Below are 16,961 nucleotides of genomic sequence, written 5' to 3'. Positions count from 1 at the left end.
GTCACCGGCTGCTCCCCGCCGAGTAGCCCAGCAGCTTGGCGGCGAGGTCGTCGAGGACCTCGTTGGCGCCGCCGCCGATGCCCAGGATGCGTGCGTCGCGGTAATGCATCTCCACCTCGGTCCCCTTCATGTAGCCCGTGCCGCCGTGGATCTGGACGGCCTCCTCCACGGCGTACGACGCGGCGTCGACCCCGAGCCGCTTGGCGTGCAGCGCCTCGACGAGCGGCTGCTCCCCGGCGTCGTACCTCCGGGCGACCTCACGGGTGTAGACCCGCGCGGCCTCGACCCGCCGGTGCATCTCGACGAGCTTGTGCCGCACGGCCTGACGCTGGATCAGCGGCGTGCCAAAGGTCTCGCGCTGCGTGGCGTGGTCCACGGTCAGCGCGAGGCAGCGGGCGGCGGTCGAGTAGCCCTGCACCGCGAGGCTGACCCGCTCGGTGACGAACGCCATCGCGATCTGGACGAAGCCCGAGCCCTCGTCACCCACGAGGTTCTCGACCGGGACGCGGGCATCGGCGTAGGAGAGCTCGGCGGTGTCGGAGCAGTGCCAGCCGAGCTTCTCCAGCTTGCGGGTGACCTCGAAGCCGGGTGTGCCCTTCTCGACCACGAGCAGGCTGATGCCGCCGTGACCCGGGCCGCCCGTGCGCACCGCGGTGGTGACGAAGTCGGCGCGGGTGCCGGAGGTGATGAACGTCTTGGCGCCGTCGACGACGTAGTGGTCGCCGTCGCGCTGCGCCTTGGTGCGGATGCCGGCGACGTCGGACCCGCCGTCGGGCTCGGTGATCGCCAGCGACCCGATGAGCTCGCCGGCGAGCGTCGGCCGCACGAAGCGGTCGATCAGGTCCTGGTTGCCGGAGTGGACGATGTGCGGCAGCGCGATGCCGTGGGTGAACAGGCTCGCCATGACCCCGCCGGACGCGCCGGCCTCCATCATCGACTCGGTCAGCGCCACCGAGTCGAGCAGGCCGCCGCCCTGTCCGCCGACCTCCTCGGGGAACGAGACGCCGAGCAGCCCGTGCTTGGCGGCCGCGACGTGCAGCTCGCGCGGCAGCGCCTGGGCCTCCTCCCACTCTGCGAGGTGCGGGACGATCTCACGCTCGGTGAAGCGTCGGCACGTCTCGCGCAGCGCTTCTTGTTCCTCTGACCAGAAACTCACACCAGCTCCTCGGGGATGTCGACGTGACGGGACCGGGCCCACTCGCCCAGTCCCTTGGCCTGCGGGTCGAAGCGGCTGCTCGCCGCCACTCCCAGGCCGAGCAGTCCGTGGAGCACGACGTTGACGCCGTGCAGGTTGGGGAGGGGGACGACGTCCACCTCCAGGTCAGCGGCCTCCGGCAGCAGCCCGCGCACCCACTCCGGGGTCACCGTCGCGAGCAGCCACTCGGCACGTGCCTGCGCCTTCGGGTCGGATGCGGAGACCCACAGCCCGAGGTTCGCGTCCCCGCCCTTGTCCCCCGAACGCGCATGGACGAACGAGCCGAGAGGAGCGCGAGTGGTCGACCCCGCGGAGTCCGCAGCGTCGGCGCCGGGCGGGGACGGCGCCGCCGCCGAGGGCGTGGATGGGACTGGCCCCCCCGGAGCGACGAAGGAGCGGAGGGGGTGGTTGCCCGCGGCGGCGGCGTCGTCCCCGCCAGACGTGACCACCGGGGGTTCCACAGTGACAACAGACCCCGAGGGCAGGTGCACCGTGTGGGTCACGGCGGACTGCGGCACGTAGGCCGCGCGATAGACGGCGTACGGCGTGGCGGGGGTGGGCGGGGTGGTGGCGGTGAAGCCGGGGTAGGACGCCAGCGCCAGCTCGATCAGCGGACCGGTGAACCCCTTGCCGACCACGTCGCCCGACGGGTCGCGCACCACGCACCGCAGGCGGGCGGACGCGGCCTCCTCGGTCGAGGCGTCGGGGTGGTCGGTCCGGGCCAGCGACCAGTCCATCTCGGCGGGCCGCACACGGAGCGCGGCCTCCACCTGGGCGCGCACCCAGGCGGCCTTGTCCTCGATCTCGAGGCCGGTGAGGACGAGCTCCATCTGGTTGCGGAAGCCGCCGAGCTGGTTGACGCAGACCTTGAGCGTGTCCGGGGGCGCCTCGCCCCGGACCCCGGAGATGCGGACCCGGTCCTCGCCGTCGTCCGACAGCGCGACCGTGTCGAGCCGGACGGTCACGTCGGGGCCGAGGTAACGCGCGGACTGGATCTCGTAGACCAGCTGCGCGGTCACGGTGTCGGTGGTGACGATGCCGCCGGTGCCGGGGTGCTTGGTGATCACGCACGAGCCGTCCGCGTCGATCTCGGCGAGCGGGAAGCCGAGCGGCAGGTGGCCGCGGCCGGAGGCGACCAGCTCGCGGAAGCCGCTGAAGTTGCCGCCGGTCGCCTGGGCCCCGCACTCGATCACGTGGCCCGCGACCACCGCGCCGGCGAGCTGGTCGAGGTCCTCGCGGCCCCAGCCGAAGTGCCAGATGGCCGGCCCGACGACCACCGAGGCGTCGGTGACCCGCCCGGTCACGACCACGTCCGCGCCGGCGGAGAGCGCGGCCGCGATGCCGAACGCGCCGAGGTAGGCGTTGGCGGTGAGCGCACCCTCGGGCAGGTCGAGGTCGTCGCGACCCATCAGCCCGTCGCCGTCGACGTGGGCGACCGTGACGTCGAGGCCCTGGTCGGCGGCGACCTTGCGCAACGCCTCGGCCAGCCCGGCGGGGTTGAGGCCGCCGGCGTTGCTGACGATGCGGACGTCCTTCTCCTTCGCCAGGGCGAGACAGTCCGCGGCCTGCTTGAGGAAGGTGCGGGCGTAGCCGAGCGAGGGGTCCTTCAGCTGGTCGCGGCCGAGGATGAGCATGGTGAGCTCGGCCAGGTAGTCACCGGTGAGCACGTCGAGCGGGCCGCCCTCGAGCATCTCCCGCATCGCGGTGAGGCGGTCGCCGTAGAACCCGGAGCAGTTGCCGACGCGCAGCGTCACGCCTCCACCGCCTTCGCTCCGCTCGGCGGCAGAGCCAGGCGTGACCCTGTGGCTCGCTCCGCTCGCTGTCATGCCGATGCCCCGGGCGAGCGTCCCTCGCCGGACGGCCCGGCGAAGGCCTGGGCGATGTCGAGCCAGTGGTCGGCGTCGGGGCCCTCGGCACGGACGTCGAGGTCCTCGCGGTGGGCGCGCTGGGTCACCAGCCGCGCGAAGTCCCACGCCGAGCCGGTCACGCGCTGCGCGGCGTCCTCGGGACCGTAGGCCCAGGTGTCTCCCGAGGGGGCCTGCAGCACCACGGCGAACTCCTCGCCGGGCGGGGTCTCACCTCGGTTGGCGTAGGCGAAGTCACGGGTGCGCACGCCGAGGTGGACGACGTGGCGCACGCGGTCGTGCGGCTCGACGGTGACCCCCAGGGCGTCCGCGACGTCGAACGCGTGCGCCCAGGTCTCCATGTAGCGCGCGGTCGCCATCGACGTGGGGCTCATCGGCGGTCCGAACCACGGCATCTTCGTCCCGGCGGGCACGTCGCTCAGCACGCGGGCGAGCTCCTGGCGGGCGTGCCTCCACCGGGCGAGCAGGTCCGCAGGCGTCGCGCGGCCGCCCTCCAGGGCCTGCGCGTCGACGAACCCCTCCGGGTCGCCGATCGCCTCCAGGACGACCGCGTCCCACGCCGACTTGCCCTCCTCGCCGGCCGCGGCACCGGCCGCGAGCACCGCGACCTCGTCGGTCCATGCCAGGTGCGCGATCGTCGTCGCGACGTCCCAGCCATCGGCGGGCGTGGCCCTGCGCCAGCCCTCGTCGGGCAGGTCCACGACCAGGCTCTCCAGCCAGTCGCCCTCCTGGGCCAGGTCGGTCAGCACGCCCAGCGTGCGCGGATCGGTCACGGGAGGACTCCTTCGGGTCGGACCAGCTCGGCGTCGAGGACGGCCGCCCAGCGGTCGAGGATGTGGGCGCGGCGGCCGGCGTCGTCGGTCAGGGTGGTCGCGAGGCCGAGGCCCCGGACCAGGTCGAGGGTGGCCTGCACGAGCTCGCGGTTGCCGGGCGCGGCCTCGTCGATGCCGAGCGCCTCGACCGTGCGGCGGTGGGCGTCGCGTCCCACCCGGGCCTCGAGCTCGACGACGGCCTCGTGGAGGGCCGGGTCGGTGCGCGCGGCGACCCACAGCTCGAGGGCGGCGGTGAACAGGGGGCCGGTGTAGAGCTCGGCGAGGGCGGCCAGCACCGCCCGGGTGCGGCCCGCGCCGGCTCGGACGAGACCGACCAGGTCGTCCTCGCGGGCCAGCGTGACGTGCTCGACCGCGGCGAGGACCAGGTCGTTCTTGGTCGGGAAGTGGTGGAGCTGGGCCCCGCGGCTCACGCCCGCACGCTGGGAGACCAGCGTGGTCGACGTACCGGCCCAGCCGTGCTCGACCAGGCACTCGACGGTCGCCACCAGCAGGCGGGACCGCATGGCGCGGCTGCGCTCCTCCTGGGGGACCCGGGCGGGCGCCCGACGGGCCGAGGTGGTCACGGGGACCACCCGACCACGAGACCCACAAACAGTCAAGACTGATTCTTTCTGCGGCGGGTCCGACGCTGCACGGAGCGCCGCCTTGCCGGGTCGGTCACCCCCTGGTAGACCGAACGGACTGAAAACGGACCGATCCTGCAACTCTCGGCGTCCCCGAACGGGGACTGGCACGATGGACCCCGAACCCACCCGTCAACGCCGTCCAGCCCCCGGGCGGCCCCGTGCAGAAAGAGTCGGATGGAAGCCCTCGTGCGCGACGCTCGCCTGCGCCGGATCCTCCGTCAGGTCCCTCACTTCCTCAGCGGAGACGTCGCGCTGGAGGTGAAGCTCGACGACATGGCCGGCACCCTCGGCGAGCTCCTCGACGCCTCCGGGGTGACGGTCGCGGTCGTGGACCAGATGGCCGAGCCCCTGGTCCGTCACGTCGACCTGGCCGGCACGACCCCCGACGAGGACATCCCCCTCCTCGACGACGCGGTGCGCGACCGGGTGCTCGGCAGCCCTGATGTGCTCGACCTCTCCGACCCCTCGCGCCACCGCCTCGGGCTGAGCCTGGTCGCCGACGAGACCGTCTTCGGGGCCGTGTGCCTCTCGCGCCCGAGGACGGAGCCGGCGTTCACCGACGAGGACCGCGCGGTCCTCGAGTTCTTCTGCCAGACCGTCGCCCCCGCCGTCGAGCACGGCGTGCGCCTGCGTGAGGCGGAGCGCTCCCAGCGGTGGATGCGGGCCTCCGCGGAGCTGACCGCCCAGGTGCTGAGCCCCGACGTGGAGGACCCGCTCGCGCTCATCGCGGACCGTGCCCTCGAGCTGGCCAACGCCGACGGCGTGACCGTGATGATCGCGCGCGACGAGGACCGCGTCGAGATGCGCTACGTCAACGGCGCGGGGGCCGAGCACCTGATGGGCACCGTCCAGCCGCGCGCCAACACCGTCAGCGACCACGTGCTGCGCACCGGCGAGCCGGTGCTGCTGGCCGACCTCGGCAGCAGCGACTCGACGCGCTTCGCCCAGCTCGGCGACCTCGCCGTCGGTCCGACCCTGGCGGTCCCGCTGCACGGGGCGCACGAGGTGCTCGGGGTGATCGTCATGGTGCGCCGCGCCGGCGCACGCACCTTCAGCCTCTCCCACATGCACACGGCCGAGGCCTTCGCCAGCACAGCAGCCCTCGCGATCGAGCTGACCGCGGCGCGTGAGGCACGCGAGCAGCTGCGGCTGCTCGAGGAGCGCAACCGCATCGCGCGCGACCTGCACGACAACGTCGTGCAGCGCCTCTTCGCCACGGGCCTCTACCTCTCCCAGGCGGCCCCGGACCTCACCGGCAAGACCCGCGCCCAGGTGGACGACGCGATCATCTCCATCGACCAGACGATCCGCCAGATCCGCAACACGATCCTCGTGCTGCGGAGCACCGCCGCGGACCGCCTCGACCAGCTGTTCACCGGCATCGTCAGCGAGACGTCGACACTGCTCGGCTTCGCCCCGGAGCTGAGCATGGACGCCGCGGCCCGCCGCGTGACGGGACCGCTGGCCGCCGACCTCGCCCTGAGCCTGCGGGAGGCGATGTCCAACATCGTGCGTCACGCCAAGGCCGCGGCGGTCTCCCTCACCGTCCGGGTGGCGGACGGGCGCGTGGTCGTCACCGTCAGCGACGACGGCATCGGCATCCAGAGCGAACGGCGCAGCGGGCTGGAGAACCTCAGCGAGCGCGCCCGCGCCCACGGCGGGACCTTCACCGTCGAGTCCGAGATCGGGGAGGGCACGACCCTGAGGTGGGACATGCCGCTCCCACCGTCACTCTGAGTTGGTCTCGACCTCCGCGGGGACCTCGCTCTCGACGCGCGCGCGCCGGGCAGCCTCGCGGATCTCGAAGACCTCGGTGGCGAACCCGCCGACGGCGTTGACCACGTCGCGGACCGCGTGGACCACCACGGTGGTCACCTCCGCCACGGTCTCCGCACCGGCACTCACCGTGGACTGCAGGGCGTCCTTGGTGATCTCCGCCTTGCTGAGTCGTTCCCTCATCGTGGACCTCTCACGTCTCCGTCACGGCTCCGGCCGGGCCACACCCTCCACGGGTGCGGTCCGGCCGGCCCAGTGTCGCACTGGTCGTCGTACGAGACCTCAGACGCCGGCTCCCACGAGACCGGGGTCGGCGTCCTGCACGGCCGACTCCACGTCGACCCGCGGGAAGGTCGCCGCGACCTCGGCTGCGTCCGAGGTGGGCGTGGGAGGCGTGGCCGGGGTGGCCTTGCGACGGCCGAGGAACGGCAGGCGCAACCCGCGGCGCAGGTCCTCCATGCTGTCCGGCAGGGCCAGCTTGGCGATCTTCACGTAGACGCTGCCGAGCTGCTTGCTCAGCGACTTGGAGTTGTACTCCAGGCCGTACTTGTCGGCGATCGCCTTCACCTCGGGCGCGATCGTCGGGTAGCGCGCGGCCGGCATGTCCGGGAAGAGGTGGTGCTCGATCTGGTGCGACAGGTTGCCGCTCATGATGTGGAAGAGCGGGCTGCCGGTGATGTTGGCCGAGCCGAGCATCTGGCGGTAGTACCACCCGCCGCGGCTCTCGCCCTCGGTCTCCTCGATGGAGAAGCTCTCCACGCCGGCCGGGAAGTGGCCGCAGAAGATGATGCTGAACGTCCACAGGTTGCGCATCAGGTTGGCGCCCACGTTGCCCGCCAGGGTCAGCGGCGCGAACGGCCCCGTCAGCAGCGGGAACAGCACGTAGTCCTTGAGCACCTGGCGGCGGACCTTGCGGATCATGCCGCGGTGCAGGTGCTTGGTGTCACCCCAGGTGCGACGGCCGGCGGCGATCTCCTCGACCTCCAGGTCGTGCAGCAGCACGCCCCACTGGAAGAAGACCATGAGCAGGAAGGCGTTGACCGGGTTGAGCAGGTGGTTCGGCCGCCACTGCTGGTCCTTGTCCATGCGCAGGATGCCGTAGCCGATGTCCCGGTCCTTGCCGAGGATGTTGGTGTAGGTGTGGTGGATGTAGTTGTGGGAGTACTTCCACTGCTCGCTGGGGCACACGGTGTCCCACTCGTACATCCGCGAGTTGAGCTGCGGGTCGCCCATCCAGTCGTACTGGCCGTGCATCACGTTGTGGCCGATCTCCATGTTGTCGAGGATCTTCGACACGGAGAGCGCGGCGACCGCGAGCGGCCAGGCCGGGGGCAGGTAGAACAGCGCGCGTCCGGCGCCCTCGAAGGCGCGCTGGGCCTTGATCACGCTGCGCAGGTAGTCGGCGTCGGCCTGGCCGAGGTCGGCCATGGTGCGGTTGCGGAGCTCGTCGAGCTCCTGGCCGAACGCCTCGAGCTGCTCGGGGCTGAGCTTGATGGTCATGGAGAATCTCCTTTGCTGGTTGAGGTGCGAGCGGAGCGAGCCTCGAAACCTCGCGAAGTGGATCGGTGGATCGGTGGATCGGTGTGGATCGGGTCAGAGCTGGACGGTGCAGTCGCCGACGGCGGCGCTGACACAGATCTGGATGTCCTCGTCGGGCTCGTCGGAGACGGCGCCGGTCATCACGTTGCGGACGGTGCCCTCGGTCTTGCGCGAGGTGCACGACATGCAGATGCCCATGCGGCAGCCGTACTCCGGGCTCAGGCCGAGCGCCTCGGCCTGCTCGAGCAGCGGCACGCCCTCGTTGGCCGACTCCTTGCCGGAGACCGCGAAGGACGTGGCTCCTTCCGCCACCACGTCGGAGGCGGGCTTGGTGGAGGTCTTGAAGTACTCGACCTTGAGCCGGTCGCTGTCGGCGTAGGTCTCCTGCACCAGCTCGATCAGGCCGGCGGGGCCACAGGCCCAGGTGTCGAGCTCGGCGTGGTCCGGCACGAGGCCGCGCAGCTCCTCGGTGGTGTACGCCGGGTCGCCGCACTCCGGGTAGAGCAGGCGGACCTTGACGTTGGGCGGCAGGTCGCGCAGCTCGGCCTCGTAGATCTGGTGGTCCGGGGACTGGGCGTAGTGCACGAAGTGGATCGTGCCGCCGTACCCCCGGCGCAGCAGGGTGCGCAGGATCGACATCACCGGGGTGATCCCGGACCCGCCGGAGATGAGCAGGACCGAGGCGGGCAGGGGGTTGGGGATCGTGAACTCGCCCTGCGCCTGCGACAGGAACAGCACGTCGCCGACGCGCGCGTCCTCGACCAGGTGGCGCGAGACGAGGCCGTCGGGGTTGGCCCGCATGGTCAGGGTGATCAGGTCGCCGGGCTTGGACTCGGCGGAGGAGACCGAGAAGCAGCGGGTGCGCCGCCGACCGTCGATCTCGACGCCGACCTGGACGTACTGCCCGGCCTGGTGGCCGCGCCAGCGGCGGTTGGGCTCGAGGGTCAGGGTGGCCACGGGGGCGCCGGCGCTGGTCTCACGGTGGATCGAGACGATCTTGGCGCGGACCTCGTCGACCACGCCCATCGGCGCGACCAGCTCGATGTAGCGGTCGACGCCGTGCGGCGTGGTCAGGGCGGCCGCCAGCGGCGACCGGAGAAGAGTCTGGGTCAGTGTCACGAGAAATCCCTTTCAGTGAACATCCGTACACTCAGTCTGAGTGTCCCCCGGACCCGTGGCAAGCCAAACCCGCCGTGACCGCGCTCACCAGCCCCTCACTTCCCGCTCAGCCGTGACGCGGAACACCTGTGCACCAACCGCACCACCCCAAAGCGACCCCCCTCCGGGCGGGCGCTCGGGGCCGCGCCCGGGCCGCCGCCACGGGGAGCACGACCTAGACTCCGACGAGTGACCACCGCTCCGACCCGCAGCGAGCGCAAGGAGGCCACGCGGCGCGCGATCCTGGACGCCGCACTGGCCCTGAGCGCCGAGACCGGCCTGGCCGGGCTGTCGCTGCGCTCGGTGGCCAAGGAGGTCGGCATCGTGCCGACGGCGTTCTACCGCCACTTCGCCAGCATCGAGGAGCTCGGCGTCGCCCTGGTCGGGGAGTCGTTCGCCTCGCTGCGACAGGTGCTGCGCGACCTGCGGCGCGAGATGCAGATCGACCGCGTCATCGCCGACTCGGTGGCGATCCTGGCCCGTCACACCCTCGAGCGCCGCGAGCACTTCCTGTTCATCGGCCGCGAGCGCGTGGGCGGGCTGGTCGTCGTGCAGGACGCCATCCGCCACGAGCTGGGGCTGTTCGAGCGCGAGCTCGCGATGGACGTCGCCCGGCTGCCGGGGGTCGAGGAGTGGTCGAGCGAGGACCTCCAGGCGCTGGCCAACCTGATCGTGAAGTCGATGGTCGAGACGGCCGTCGAGCTGATCACGCTGCCGCCCCACCGCCCCGACCTGCGCGCCCGCGTGGTCGCGACCGCCGAGACCCAGCTGCGCATGGTGGTCATCGGCGGCATCAACTGGCGGTCCACCCGGCCCGACTGACCCTCACCGCCTCACATGAGGCGACGGGCCAGCGTGAGCGGGAGGTGCTTCAGCGCGAAGCCGAGCGGCTCCCACGGCCACTGCGGCACCGCCGCCGACGCCTTCTCCTTCTCGATCGCCGACACCATCGCGCGGACCCCGTCCTCGGTCGAGACGATCAGCATCTTGTTGCCGGGGTTGCGTGAGGTCATCTCGGACTCGATGAAGCCCGGGTAGAGCACGGTCACCTTGATCGGGGTCCCCAGCAGGTCGGCGCGGAGCCCCTCGGCGAGGTGGGCGACCCCGGCCTTGGTCGCGGCGTACGCCGTCACGTTGCCCGGCAGCCCCCGCATCGCGGAGACCGAGGAGACCATGACGAAGTGGCCGTGACCCTGCTCGCGCAGGATCTCGGCCGCGGCCTCGGTCTGGGCGAGCGCGCCGATGAAGTTGGTCTCGGAGGTCTGCCGGTTGGCGTAGAACCGGCCGGTGCCGAGCGGTGCTCCCTTGCCCAGGCCCGCGTTGACCACGAAGCGGTCGATCGTGCCGAAGTCCTCGGCGAAGCCGCGGAAGACCTCGAAGACCTGGTCGTGGTCGGTGACGTCGAGCGCCCGCACCTCGACCCGACGGTCGGGGTGGGCGGCAAGGATCTCGGCCTTGAGTGCCTCGAGGTTGTCCAGCCGCCGCGCGGCCAGTGCGAGGTCGTGGCCCTTGGCAGCGAACTGCCGGGCCATCTCCGCGCCGAGGCCGGAGCTGGCACCGGTGATCAGGATCGTCTTGCTCATCGTGTCTCCTCGTGGATCGAGCTTGTCGAGATCATCGGTAGGTCAGGGTCTCGGTGGTCAGGTGGGACTGCTCGTTGAGCGAGACCAGGCTCACGCCGCGCGACCCGGTGACCAGGCGGGAGTAGCCGGTGTTGACCTGGACCGGGTTGAGACGTCCCCACTGCTCGGTCCCGGCGCCGAGGAGGCGCGAGGCGGCCCAGGCGATCGGCCCCCCGCTGGTGAACACGACGCCGGTCTCGCCCTTGCCCAGCTGCTCCGCCGCCCGGCGTACGACGGCGTCGACGCGGTCGCTGAACGCGGAGAACGGCTCGTCGTAGTCCGTGGCGTGCTCGCCGCCCGTCCACCGCCGGATGGCGGCGTCGAAGAGCACGTTGAAGTCGGTGATGGGCATGCCGTGGGCGTCGGGGGCGTCACCGTGCGCCTCGAGGAGGCGGACGTGGTCGAACTCCGCCCAGCCCTCGTCGACCTCGGGCTCGACGGCCCAGCCGGCCGCCTCGCGCGCCGCGTCGGCGGTCTGCTGGTGGCGCCGCATGCCGCCGACCCACAGCCGGACGGGCTCGACGCCGAGGGACGCCAGGTGCCGGCCGAGCAGCGCGGACTGCTCGGTCCCGAGCGGGGACAGGTTGTCGTAGTCCGCCGCACCCCAGGAGGCCTGGCCGTGGCGGACCAGCAGCAGCAGGCTCACGCGCTCCCGACCCCCAGCTCGCGGATGCGCTGCTCGGCCAGGTGGACCGCGGGCCCGAACAGCGCGAACAGCTCGTTGGTGGTCTGCCCGTGGAAGTAGCGGTAGTAGATCTGCTGCGCGATCACCCCGAGCCGGAAGTAGCCGAACACCTCGTAGAACCGCCACTGCTCGGGCGTGAGGTCGAACCCCATGCGCTCGCAGTAGGTCTGCACGATCTCCTCGCGCGTCATCATCCCGGGCAGGTGCGTCGGCACCCGTCGGAAGTGGCTGAGCGTCTCGTCGTCGGCCTGGACCCAGAAGGCGAGGTCGCCGCCGAGGTCCATCAGCGGGTCGCCGAGCGTCGCCATCTCCCAGTCGAGGACGCCGACCACCTGGGTCGGGTCGTCCGTGTCGAAGACGAGGTTGTCGAGCTTGAAGTCGTTGTGGATCACGCAGGTCGCGACGTCCTCGGGCTGGTGCTCGGCGAGCCAGGCCATCGTCGCCTCGCAGTCGGGGGCGTCGTCGGTGCGGGCGTTGCGGTAGCGCGTCGACCAGCCCTCGACCTGGCGGCGGACGTAGCCGCGGCCCTTGTTGAGCCGCTCGAGCCCCGCGGCCTCGAAGTCCACCTGGTGCAGCCGCACGAGCGTGTCGATCATCGACAGGCACATGCCGCGCGCCTGCTCGGGCGTGAGGTCGACCCCAGGGGGCATCTCGCTGCGGGGGATGATCCCGTCGATGCGGTCCATGACGTAGAAGTCGGCACCCAGCACCGACTCGTCCTGGCAGAAGCCGACCATGTGCGCGACGTAGGGGAAGTGACCCTCGAGCGCGGACTGGATGAAGTACTCCCGGCCCATGTCGTGGGCGCCCTTGGCCTTGGTGCCGCGGGGGGCGCGACGCAGGATCAGGTCACGCTCGGGAAAGCGCAGCAGGTAGGTCAGGTTGGAGGCCCCGCCGCTGAACTGGCGCACCTCCGGCTCGCCGACGAGCGTCGCGCGGTCGGCCTCGGAGGCGTTGTCCTGCAGCCACCTGGTCACCGCCGCGACGTCGAAGGCGTCCTCCTCGCGGACGCTGCGGGACCCGTCGGGGACGCTACTCATGCCTGCTCCTCGCTCGTCGTGACCGTGCTCAGCTGCTCCAGGCGCGCGGCCTGGTGACGCATGACCCCGTCGTACGCCGAGCGGTCGTCCACCTTCATCCGGTAGGCCGCGCGGGCGGCCGGGTCGGGCAGGATCAGCTCCTCCCCCGCCTCGACCCCGGCCAGCACCGCCTCGGCGACGTCCTCGGCGCTCACCGGGGAGTCGGTGACCAGGCGGCTCATCACCTGGGCGATCGCGGTGTCGCGTCCGCGCAGGCTGTCCATCAGGTTGGTCCGGAAGTACGACGGGCACACCGCGTGCGCGGTCACGCCGTACGACGCCAGCTCGTGGCCCACCGTCTCGGTGAAGGCGAGGACGGCCGCCTTCGCCGCGTTGTACGACGCCATGCCGGCCGGGTGCACGAGTGCGGCCAGGGACGCGACGTCGACCACGTGACCGCCGTGCTGCTTGAGCATCGGGGTGAATGCCCGGACCCCGCGCACCATGCCGAAGACGTTGACGTCGAACAGCCACTGCCACTCGTCGAGGCCGGCCTGGTCGAGACGACCGCCGCCCGCGACGCCGGCGTTGTTGACCAGCACGTCGAGCGCGCCCCACCGCCGCTCGACCCAGGCGACCGCAGCGGCCCAGTCGTCGTCGGAGGTGATGTCGAGGCGGGCGATGCCCTCCCCCTCGTGCTCGGCCAGGTCGTCGCCGTCGCGGTCCGTGGCGAGGACCTGCGCCCCTCGGGCCCGGGCGGCGGCGGTGATCGCAGCACCCAGGCCGGAGGCGGCCCCGGTGACCAGCACGCGGGTGCCGGGACCGAACACCGGATCGGCGGGCGGGGTCGGGTCGGTCGTGTCGCTCGTCATGAGCCCTGAGGCTAGTCGGCGCCACTATGCTCGCCGGGACCCACCGGCTGCTGGACGGACCCGAGGGAGACGCATGCGATCTGGACGAGCCGCGCACGTCGTCGCGACGGTGGTGGTCGCGGCCGCGGGCCTGTCGTCGTGCGGGTCCGACGACGAGGCGCAGGCGGTCGCCGCACTCAAGTCCCAGATCGTGGCCAACAACTCGATGGTGAGCGACACCGCGATCAGCGACGAGCAGTCCACGTGCATCGCGCGCGGAGCGGTCGACGCGATCACCGTGGACAGGCTGCAGGACTACCAGATCCTCGACGACCGGCTCGACGTGCAGAAGCGGCTCAGCGAGGTGCCGCTGTCGGCGAAGGACGCCGACGCCCTGGCCGGGGTCTACCTCGAGTGCTCCGACGCGGAGAGGATCGTCGAGGACCGGCTCGTCGCGCGGCTCGCCCCCGCCGGCAAGAGCAGGGCGGCGAGACGGGCGAAGATCACCGCGTGCGTCCGGGACGCCGTCACGGCCGACGTGGTCCGCGACATCCTGGCCCAGAGCTTCCAGAAGACCGGGGCGACCGCCTACACCCGTCTCGTCGAGCAGCTCGGCGCCTGCCGCGGCTGAGGGCCGGCGGCCCCGTGCCGCGCGGGCCGGCCGCCCGGTCACCTGCGTATCGTGGCCCTGATCCGGGGGGCCAGCCCCTGGCACGCCCGCGTCGAGCCCCGACGCGGACCGACAGGGAGGACCCCATCCCCGTGAAGCTCATGCACGCCATCCCCGTCGTGGTCCTCGTGGCCACCTCCGGCCTCCTCGCCGGGTGCGGCACCAACGACGACGAGACCGCGGCCAAGAACATCAAGGCGAGCATCCTCAAGGAGCAGGTCGCGGGCGCCGACCTCACCGGCAGGCAGGCCGGCTGCCTGGCCGACAACATCGTGGACAAGATCGGCGTCGACCAGCTCAAGAAGTACGGCCTGCTCGACAAGGACCTCAAGGTCGACGACAAGCTCACCGACGTCAAGCTCAAGAAGGACGATGCGGACGCCATGGCCGCCTCCTTCACCGGCTGCGTCGACGCCGAGGGCCTGATCGAGAAGCAGTTCTCGCAGGCCGCGTCGGGCATGAGCGACAAGCAGCAGCAGTGCATCAAGGACGTCCTCACCAAGGACCGGGTCGAGAAGATCCTGTCCCTGACGTTCCAGGGCAAGTCCTCGCAGATCCAGGAGGACCTGCGCCCCGACCTGGTCAAGTGCATCCAGCCCTCGTCCTGACCTGACCTGACCCGCACCCCTCGAGCCCGCACCCGCGGGTCGGGGGGTGCCGGCGTCTCAGGAGGCGACCGTGGCCACCACGCGCGAGCGCTCGACCGGGTCGGCCCAGACGTTGGAGGTGCGGACCAGCCGGTAGGCCGAGAGCAGCACGAACGGCAGCGCGGCGAGCACGGACCACTCCCACGAGGTGCGGGCCAGGACCGCGAAGAACAGCCCCACGAACGTCGTGCTGAGCGCCAGCCGGGAGGAGTAGCCCACCATCACCAGCGGCGGCGCGGGGGTCGCCCGCGCGCTGCGCAGGTCGACCGGGAACGGCCGCCGCACCGACCAGCGCAGCGACGCCGAGACCACCTGCGCCGACACGACCAGCGAGCCCGCGAGGACCGCGGCCAGCTCGGCGGTGTCGGGCAGGCCCGCACGGAGCGAGGCGAGCACGATCGTCCCCGCGGTCGCAGCGAGCAGGACCTCGAGCAGCACCAGCACGCGGGAGGTGAACACCAGGCGCGGCGAGGCCGGCAGGCTGTCGCGCCACAGCGCTCCGCGCCCGTCGAGGCACCAGCTGTTCACCCCGAACAGCAGCGCGCCACCGGAGGCGACCAGCCCCGGCAGGATCGTGAGCATCCCCCACTCGAGTCCGCCGGCGATCGCGACCAGCCCCGGCATGACGGCGAGCACGGCCAGCCCGCGGCGCAGGGGCACCGAGCGCCAGATGCCGACCCGGTCGGTGCGCATCATCGCGACCAGGTCGGAGCCCGGTGCCGGGCGGGGCTGGTAGGACGCGGACTCCACGCGCAGCTCGTCGCGCGCCGGCCGTCGTACGACCGCGGCGGCGACGTAGGCGCCGGCCACCACGGCGACGCCGGTGACGACGAGGAGCTCGGCGACCACGCGGACGTAGTTGGCGTCGATCCCTCGCGCCGCCGCCAGCGAGGCGATCGTCACCTGGATGGTCGGGCTGCCCTGCAGCAGCGGCACGAGCCGGTCGGCGGCGATGAGGTAGGCCAGCACCAGCCCGAACCCCGCCCCGATCCCACGGATCGACCACGGCCCGCCGCGGCCGCGGCGCACCCACTCCATGCCCCAGCCGATCACCTGGGCGATGGTGGTCGCGCACACCAGCCACAGCACCACCGGGAGCTGCACGAGCGGCAGCCACCAGGTGGGGCCGACGACGTACGCCGTGGCGCCGAGCAGCGTCCAGGCCTGCAGCAGCCAGGCCGTGTTGAGCGGCGCCATGAGCAGCGCGCCGAGGTGGTCGGTCAGGGGCGTGACGGGGTAGGCGACGCCCTGGTCGCGCGGGATGAGCTCGCGGCCGCCGCCCGAGGCCGCCGCCGAGATCAGGGCGATCACGAGGATCCCGACCATCGCCGTCGGCAGCAGGCTGAGGACGTCGGTCAGGCGTGCGGTGTTGCGCTCGACGAACGCGGGCGCGACCGCGAAGGCGAGGGTCAGGAGCACCATGAGGGCGAGCCCGTACGCCGCGACGCGGCGCGAGCGGCCGCGCAGGCCGGCCAGGCGGAAGCTGATCAGCGCCCGGGTGTCGGACAGGCTGCGCAGGACCGACTCCTTGCGGCCCTCGCGGACCGGTGCGGGCCTCTCGAGGTGGGGCGCCCCCGTGTCAGTCGAGGAGCGCCCGGTAGGCATCCGCACCTGCCTCCCCGGTCATCTCCGAAGCGGGCATCTGGGCGACCGCCGAGCCGCCGCGGAGCACCAGCGCCTCCTGGCACGCGTCGACGGCCAGCTCGCGTAGGTGGGTGGAGACCAGGACGGCCGCGCCGCGGGCGCGCGCGTCGGCGATGACCTCCATCGTGGCCTCCACCCCGAGGGGGTCGACGCCGTCGAACGGCTCGTCGAGGAGCAGGACCTCGGGCTCGTGGAACGACGCGAGGATCACCGACATGCGGCGGCCCATGCCGTGGCTGAACCCGGCGGTGACGCGGTGCGAGGCGGCGCCGAGGTCGAAGCGCTCGAGCAGGCGCCGGGCGCGGTCCTCCCAGCCCTCGAGGCGGCGGAGCCGGGCCGCGAGCTGGAGGTGCTCCCAGGGCGTCGCGCGAGGCACGAGCCCGCCCACGTCGGGGCAGTAGCCGGTCAGCCGCTTGACCGCGATCGTGTCCCGCCGCAGGTCGTGGCCGTGGACCCGGACCTCGCCCTCGGTGGGCGGGATGACCCCGGCCAGCACGCGCATGGTCGTGGACTTGCCGGCGCCGTTGCGGCCGAGCAGCGCGGTCGCGGCCCCGGGCTCGACGCCGAAGCTGATCCCCCGCACGGCCTCCACCTCGCCGAAGCGCACCCGGAGCTGGTGGACGTCGACGACGGCCGTGCCGGACGAGGTCATGACGGCAGCGTCTTCGGGCGCGACGGACATGTCAACGAGTCTGACAAACGGCGGGCGACGAGTTGCCCGGTTTGGGCAAAGACCACCCCGACGGAGGACGCCCCGCCCGCCGGCCGTCGTACCTGCGGGAGGACTGGCACTCCCCGAGCGAAGTTTCGCTCGGGGAGTGCCAGTTTCAC

General features: G+C 72.2%; 17 protein-coding genes. 4 read left to right on the top strand and 13 right to left on the bottom strand.

The window, feature by feature from the left end:
- Position 1 precedes the first annotated feature (1 nt).
- From J2S63_RS11515 to J2S63_RS11500, 4 genes are all read right to left on the bottom strand, one after another.
- Positions 2-1,156, bottom strand: a complete 1,155-nt coding sequence (locus J2S63_RS11515; RefSeq protein WP_310302088.1) for an acyl-CoA dehydrogenase family protein — start codon at positions 1,154-1,156, stop codon at positions 2-4.
- On the bottom strand, positions 1,153-2,949 hold the full coding sequence (locus tag J2S63_RS11510; protein ID WP_310302086.1) for an acyclic terpene utilization AtuA family protein: 1,797 nt from the start codon (positions 2,947-2,949) through the stop codon (positions 1,153-1,155). Before J2S63_RS11510 ends, J2S63_RS11515 begins: the two co-directional genes overlap by 4 nt.
- A gap of 68 nt (positions 2,950-3,017) precedes the next feature.
- Positions 3,018-3,833: a TIGR03084 family metal-binding protein gene (locus J2S63_RS11505; protein ID WP_310302084.1), complete on the bottom strand. Its 816-nt coding sequence runs from the start codon at positions 3,831-3,833 to the stop codon at positions 3,018-3,020.
- Entirely contained in the window at positions 3,830-4,456 is a 627-nt protein-coding gene (locus J2S63_RS11500; RefSeq protein ID WP_310302081.1) for a TetR/AcrR family transcriptional regulator, read from the bottom strand. Before J2S63_RS11500 ends, J2S63_RS11505 begins: the two co-directional genes overlap by 4 nt.
- Positions 4,457-4,705: 249 nt before the next feature.
- Here J2S63_RS11500 and J2S63_RS11495 point away from each other — a divergent pair, with 249 nt between their 5' ends.
- The gene (locus J2S63_RS11495) at positions 4,706-6,256 is read left to right on the top strand and encodes a sensor histidine kinase (protein WP_310302078.1); all 1,551 of its coding nucleotides are present in this window, start codon (positions 4,706-4,708) and stop codon (positions 6,254-6,256) included.
- Here the strand turns inward: J2S63_RS11495 and J2S63_RS11490 are convergent.
- The 3 genes from J2S63_RS11490 to J2S63_RS11480 all read right to left on the bottom strand — a co-directional run bounded on the left by J2S63_RS11490 (position 6,248) and on the right by J2S63_RS11480 (position 8,953).
- Positions 6,248-6,478, bottom strand: a complete 231-nt coding sequence (locus J2S63_RS11490; RefSeq protein ID WP_310302076.1) for a hypothetical protein — start codon at positions 6,476-6,478, stop codon at positions 6,248-6,250. The genes J2S63_RS11495 and J2S63_RS11490 overlap by 9 nt on opposite strands.
- A gap of 99 nt (positions 6,479-6,577) precedes the next feature.
- Positions 6,578-7,795 (bottom strand): fatty acid desaturase family protein, encoded by a 1,218-nt coding sequence (locus tag J2S63_RS11485; protein WP_310302074.1) that lies wholly within the window; start codon positions 7,793-7,795, stop codon positions 6,578-6,580.
- A gap of 93 nt (positions 7,796-7,888) precedes the next feature.
- Positions 7,889-8,953 carry a ferredoxin reductase gene (locus J2S63_RS11480; protein ID WP_310302071.1) on the bottom strand — a complete coding sequence of 355 codons (1,065 nt, stop codon included), beginning with the start codon at positions 8,951-8,953 and terminating at the stop codon, positions 7,889-7,891.
- Between the two features lie 228 nt (positions 8,954-9,181).
- Here J2S63_RS11480 and J2S63_RS11475 point away from each other — a divergent pair, with 228 nt between their 5' ends.
- On the top strand, positions 9,182-9,814 hold the full coding sequence (locus J2S63_RS11475; protein ID WP_310302069.1) for a TetR family transcriptional regulator: 633 nt from the start codon (positions 9,182-9,184) through the stop codon (positions 9,812-9,814).
- 11 nt (positions 9,815-9,825) lie between these two features.
- On the opposite strand, the gene J2S63_RS11470 is transcribed toward J2S63_RS11475, so the two are convergent.
- From J2S63_RS11470 to J2S63_RS11455, 4 genes are read right to left on the bottom strand one after another with little or no spacing between them, the layout of a single operon-like run.
- Positions 9,826-10,575 carry an SDR family oxidoreductase gene (locus J2S63_RS11470; protein ID WP_310302067.1) on the bottom strand — a complete coding sequence of 250 codons (750 nt, stop codon included), beginning with the start codon at positions 10,573-10,575 and terminating at the stop codon, positions 9,826-9,828.
- Positions 10,576-10,606: 31 nt separating this feature from the next.
- Positions 10,607-11,260 carry a histidine phosphatase family protein gene (locus J2S63_RS11465; protein WP_310302065.1) on the bottom strand — a complete coding sequence of 218 codons (654 nt, stop codon included), beginning with the start codon at positions 11,258-11,260 and terminating at the stop codon, positions 10,607-10,609.
- Positions 11,257-12,339: a phosphotransferase family protein gene (locus J2S63_RS11460; RefSeq protein ID WP_310302063.1), complete on the bottom strand. Its 1,083-nt coding sequence runs from the start codon at positions 12,337-12,339 to the stop codon at positions 11,257-11,259. The genes J2S63_RS11465 and J2S63_RS11460 overlap by 4 nt, the downstream gene beginning before the upstream one ends.
- The gene (locus J2S63_RS11455) at positions 12,336-13,190 is read right to left on the bottom strand and encodes an SDR family NAD(P)-dependent oxidoreductase (protein ID WP_310302060.1); all 855 of its coding nucleotides are present in this window, start codon (positions 13,188-13,190) and stop codon (positions 12,336-12,338) included. Before J2S63_RS11455 ends, J2S63_RS11460 begins: the two co-directional genes overlap by 4 nt.
- 73 nt (positions 13,191-13,263) lie before the next feature.
- Here J2S63_RS11455 and J2S63_RS11450 point away from each other — a divergent pair, with 73 nt between their 5' ends.
- Both J2S63_RS11450 and J2S63_RS11445 read left to right on the top strand, forming a co-directional pair.
- The gene (locus J2S63_RS11450) at positions 13,264-13,800 is read left to right on the top strand and encodes a hypothetical protein (RefSeq protein WP_310302057.1); all 537 of its coding nucleotides are present in this window, start codon (positions 13,264-13,266) and stop codon (positions 13,798-13,800) included.
- Positions 13,801-13,931: 131 nt separating this feature from the next.
- The gene (locus J2S63_RS11445; RefSeq protein ID WP_310302054.1) at positions 13,932-14,447 is read left to right on the top strand and encodes a hypothetical protein; all 516 of its coding nucleotides are present in this window, start codon (positions 13,932-13,934) and stop codon (positions 14,445-14,447) included.
- A gap of 57 nt (positions 14,448-14,504) precedes the next feature.
- On the opposite strand, the gene J2S63_RS11440 is transcribed toward J2S63_RS11445, so the two are convergent.
- Both J2S63_RS11440 and J2S63_RS11435 read right to left on the bottom strand, forming a co-directional pair.
- Positions 14,505-16,091, bottom strand: coding sequence for a hypothetical protein (locus J2S63_RS11440; protein ID WP_310302051.1), 1,587 nt, complete (start codon positions 16,089-16,091; stop codon positions 14,505-14,507).
- A complete protein-coding gene (locus J2S63_RS11435) occupies positions 16,066-16,782 on the bottom strand; it encodes an ABC transporter ATP-binding protein (RefSeq protein WP_310302049.1) in 717 nt (238 codons plus the stop codon). Before J2S63_RS11435 ends, J2S63_RS11440 begins: the two co-directional genes overlap by 26 nt.
- Between the last annotated feature and the right edge of the window lie 179 nt (positions 16,783-16,961).

Source organism: Nocardioides marmoribigeumensis (assembly GCF_031458325.1).
Classification (GTDB): Bacteria; Actinomycetota; Actinomycetes; order Propionibacteriales; family Nocardioidaceae; genus Marmoricola_A; species Marmoricola_A marmoribigeumensis.
This window is presented reverse-complemented; position numbering and strand designations above follow the sequence as displayed.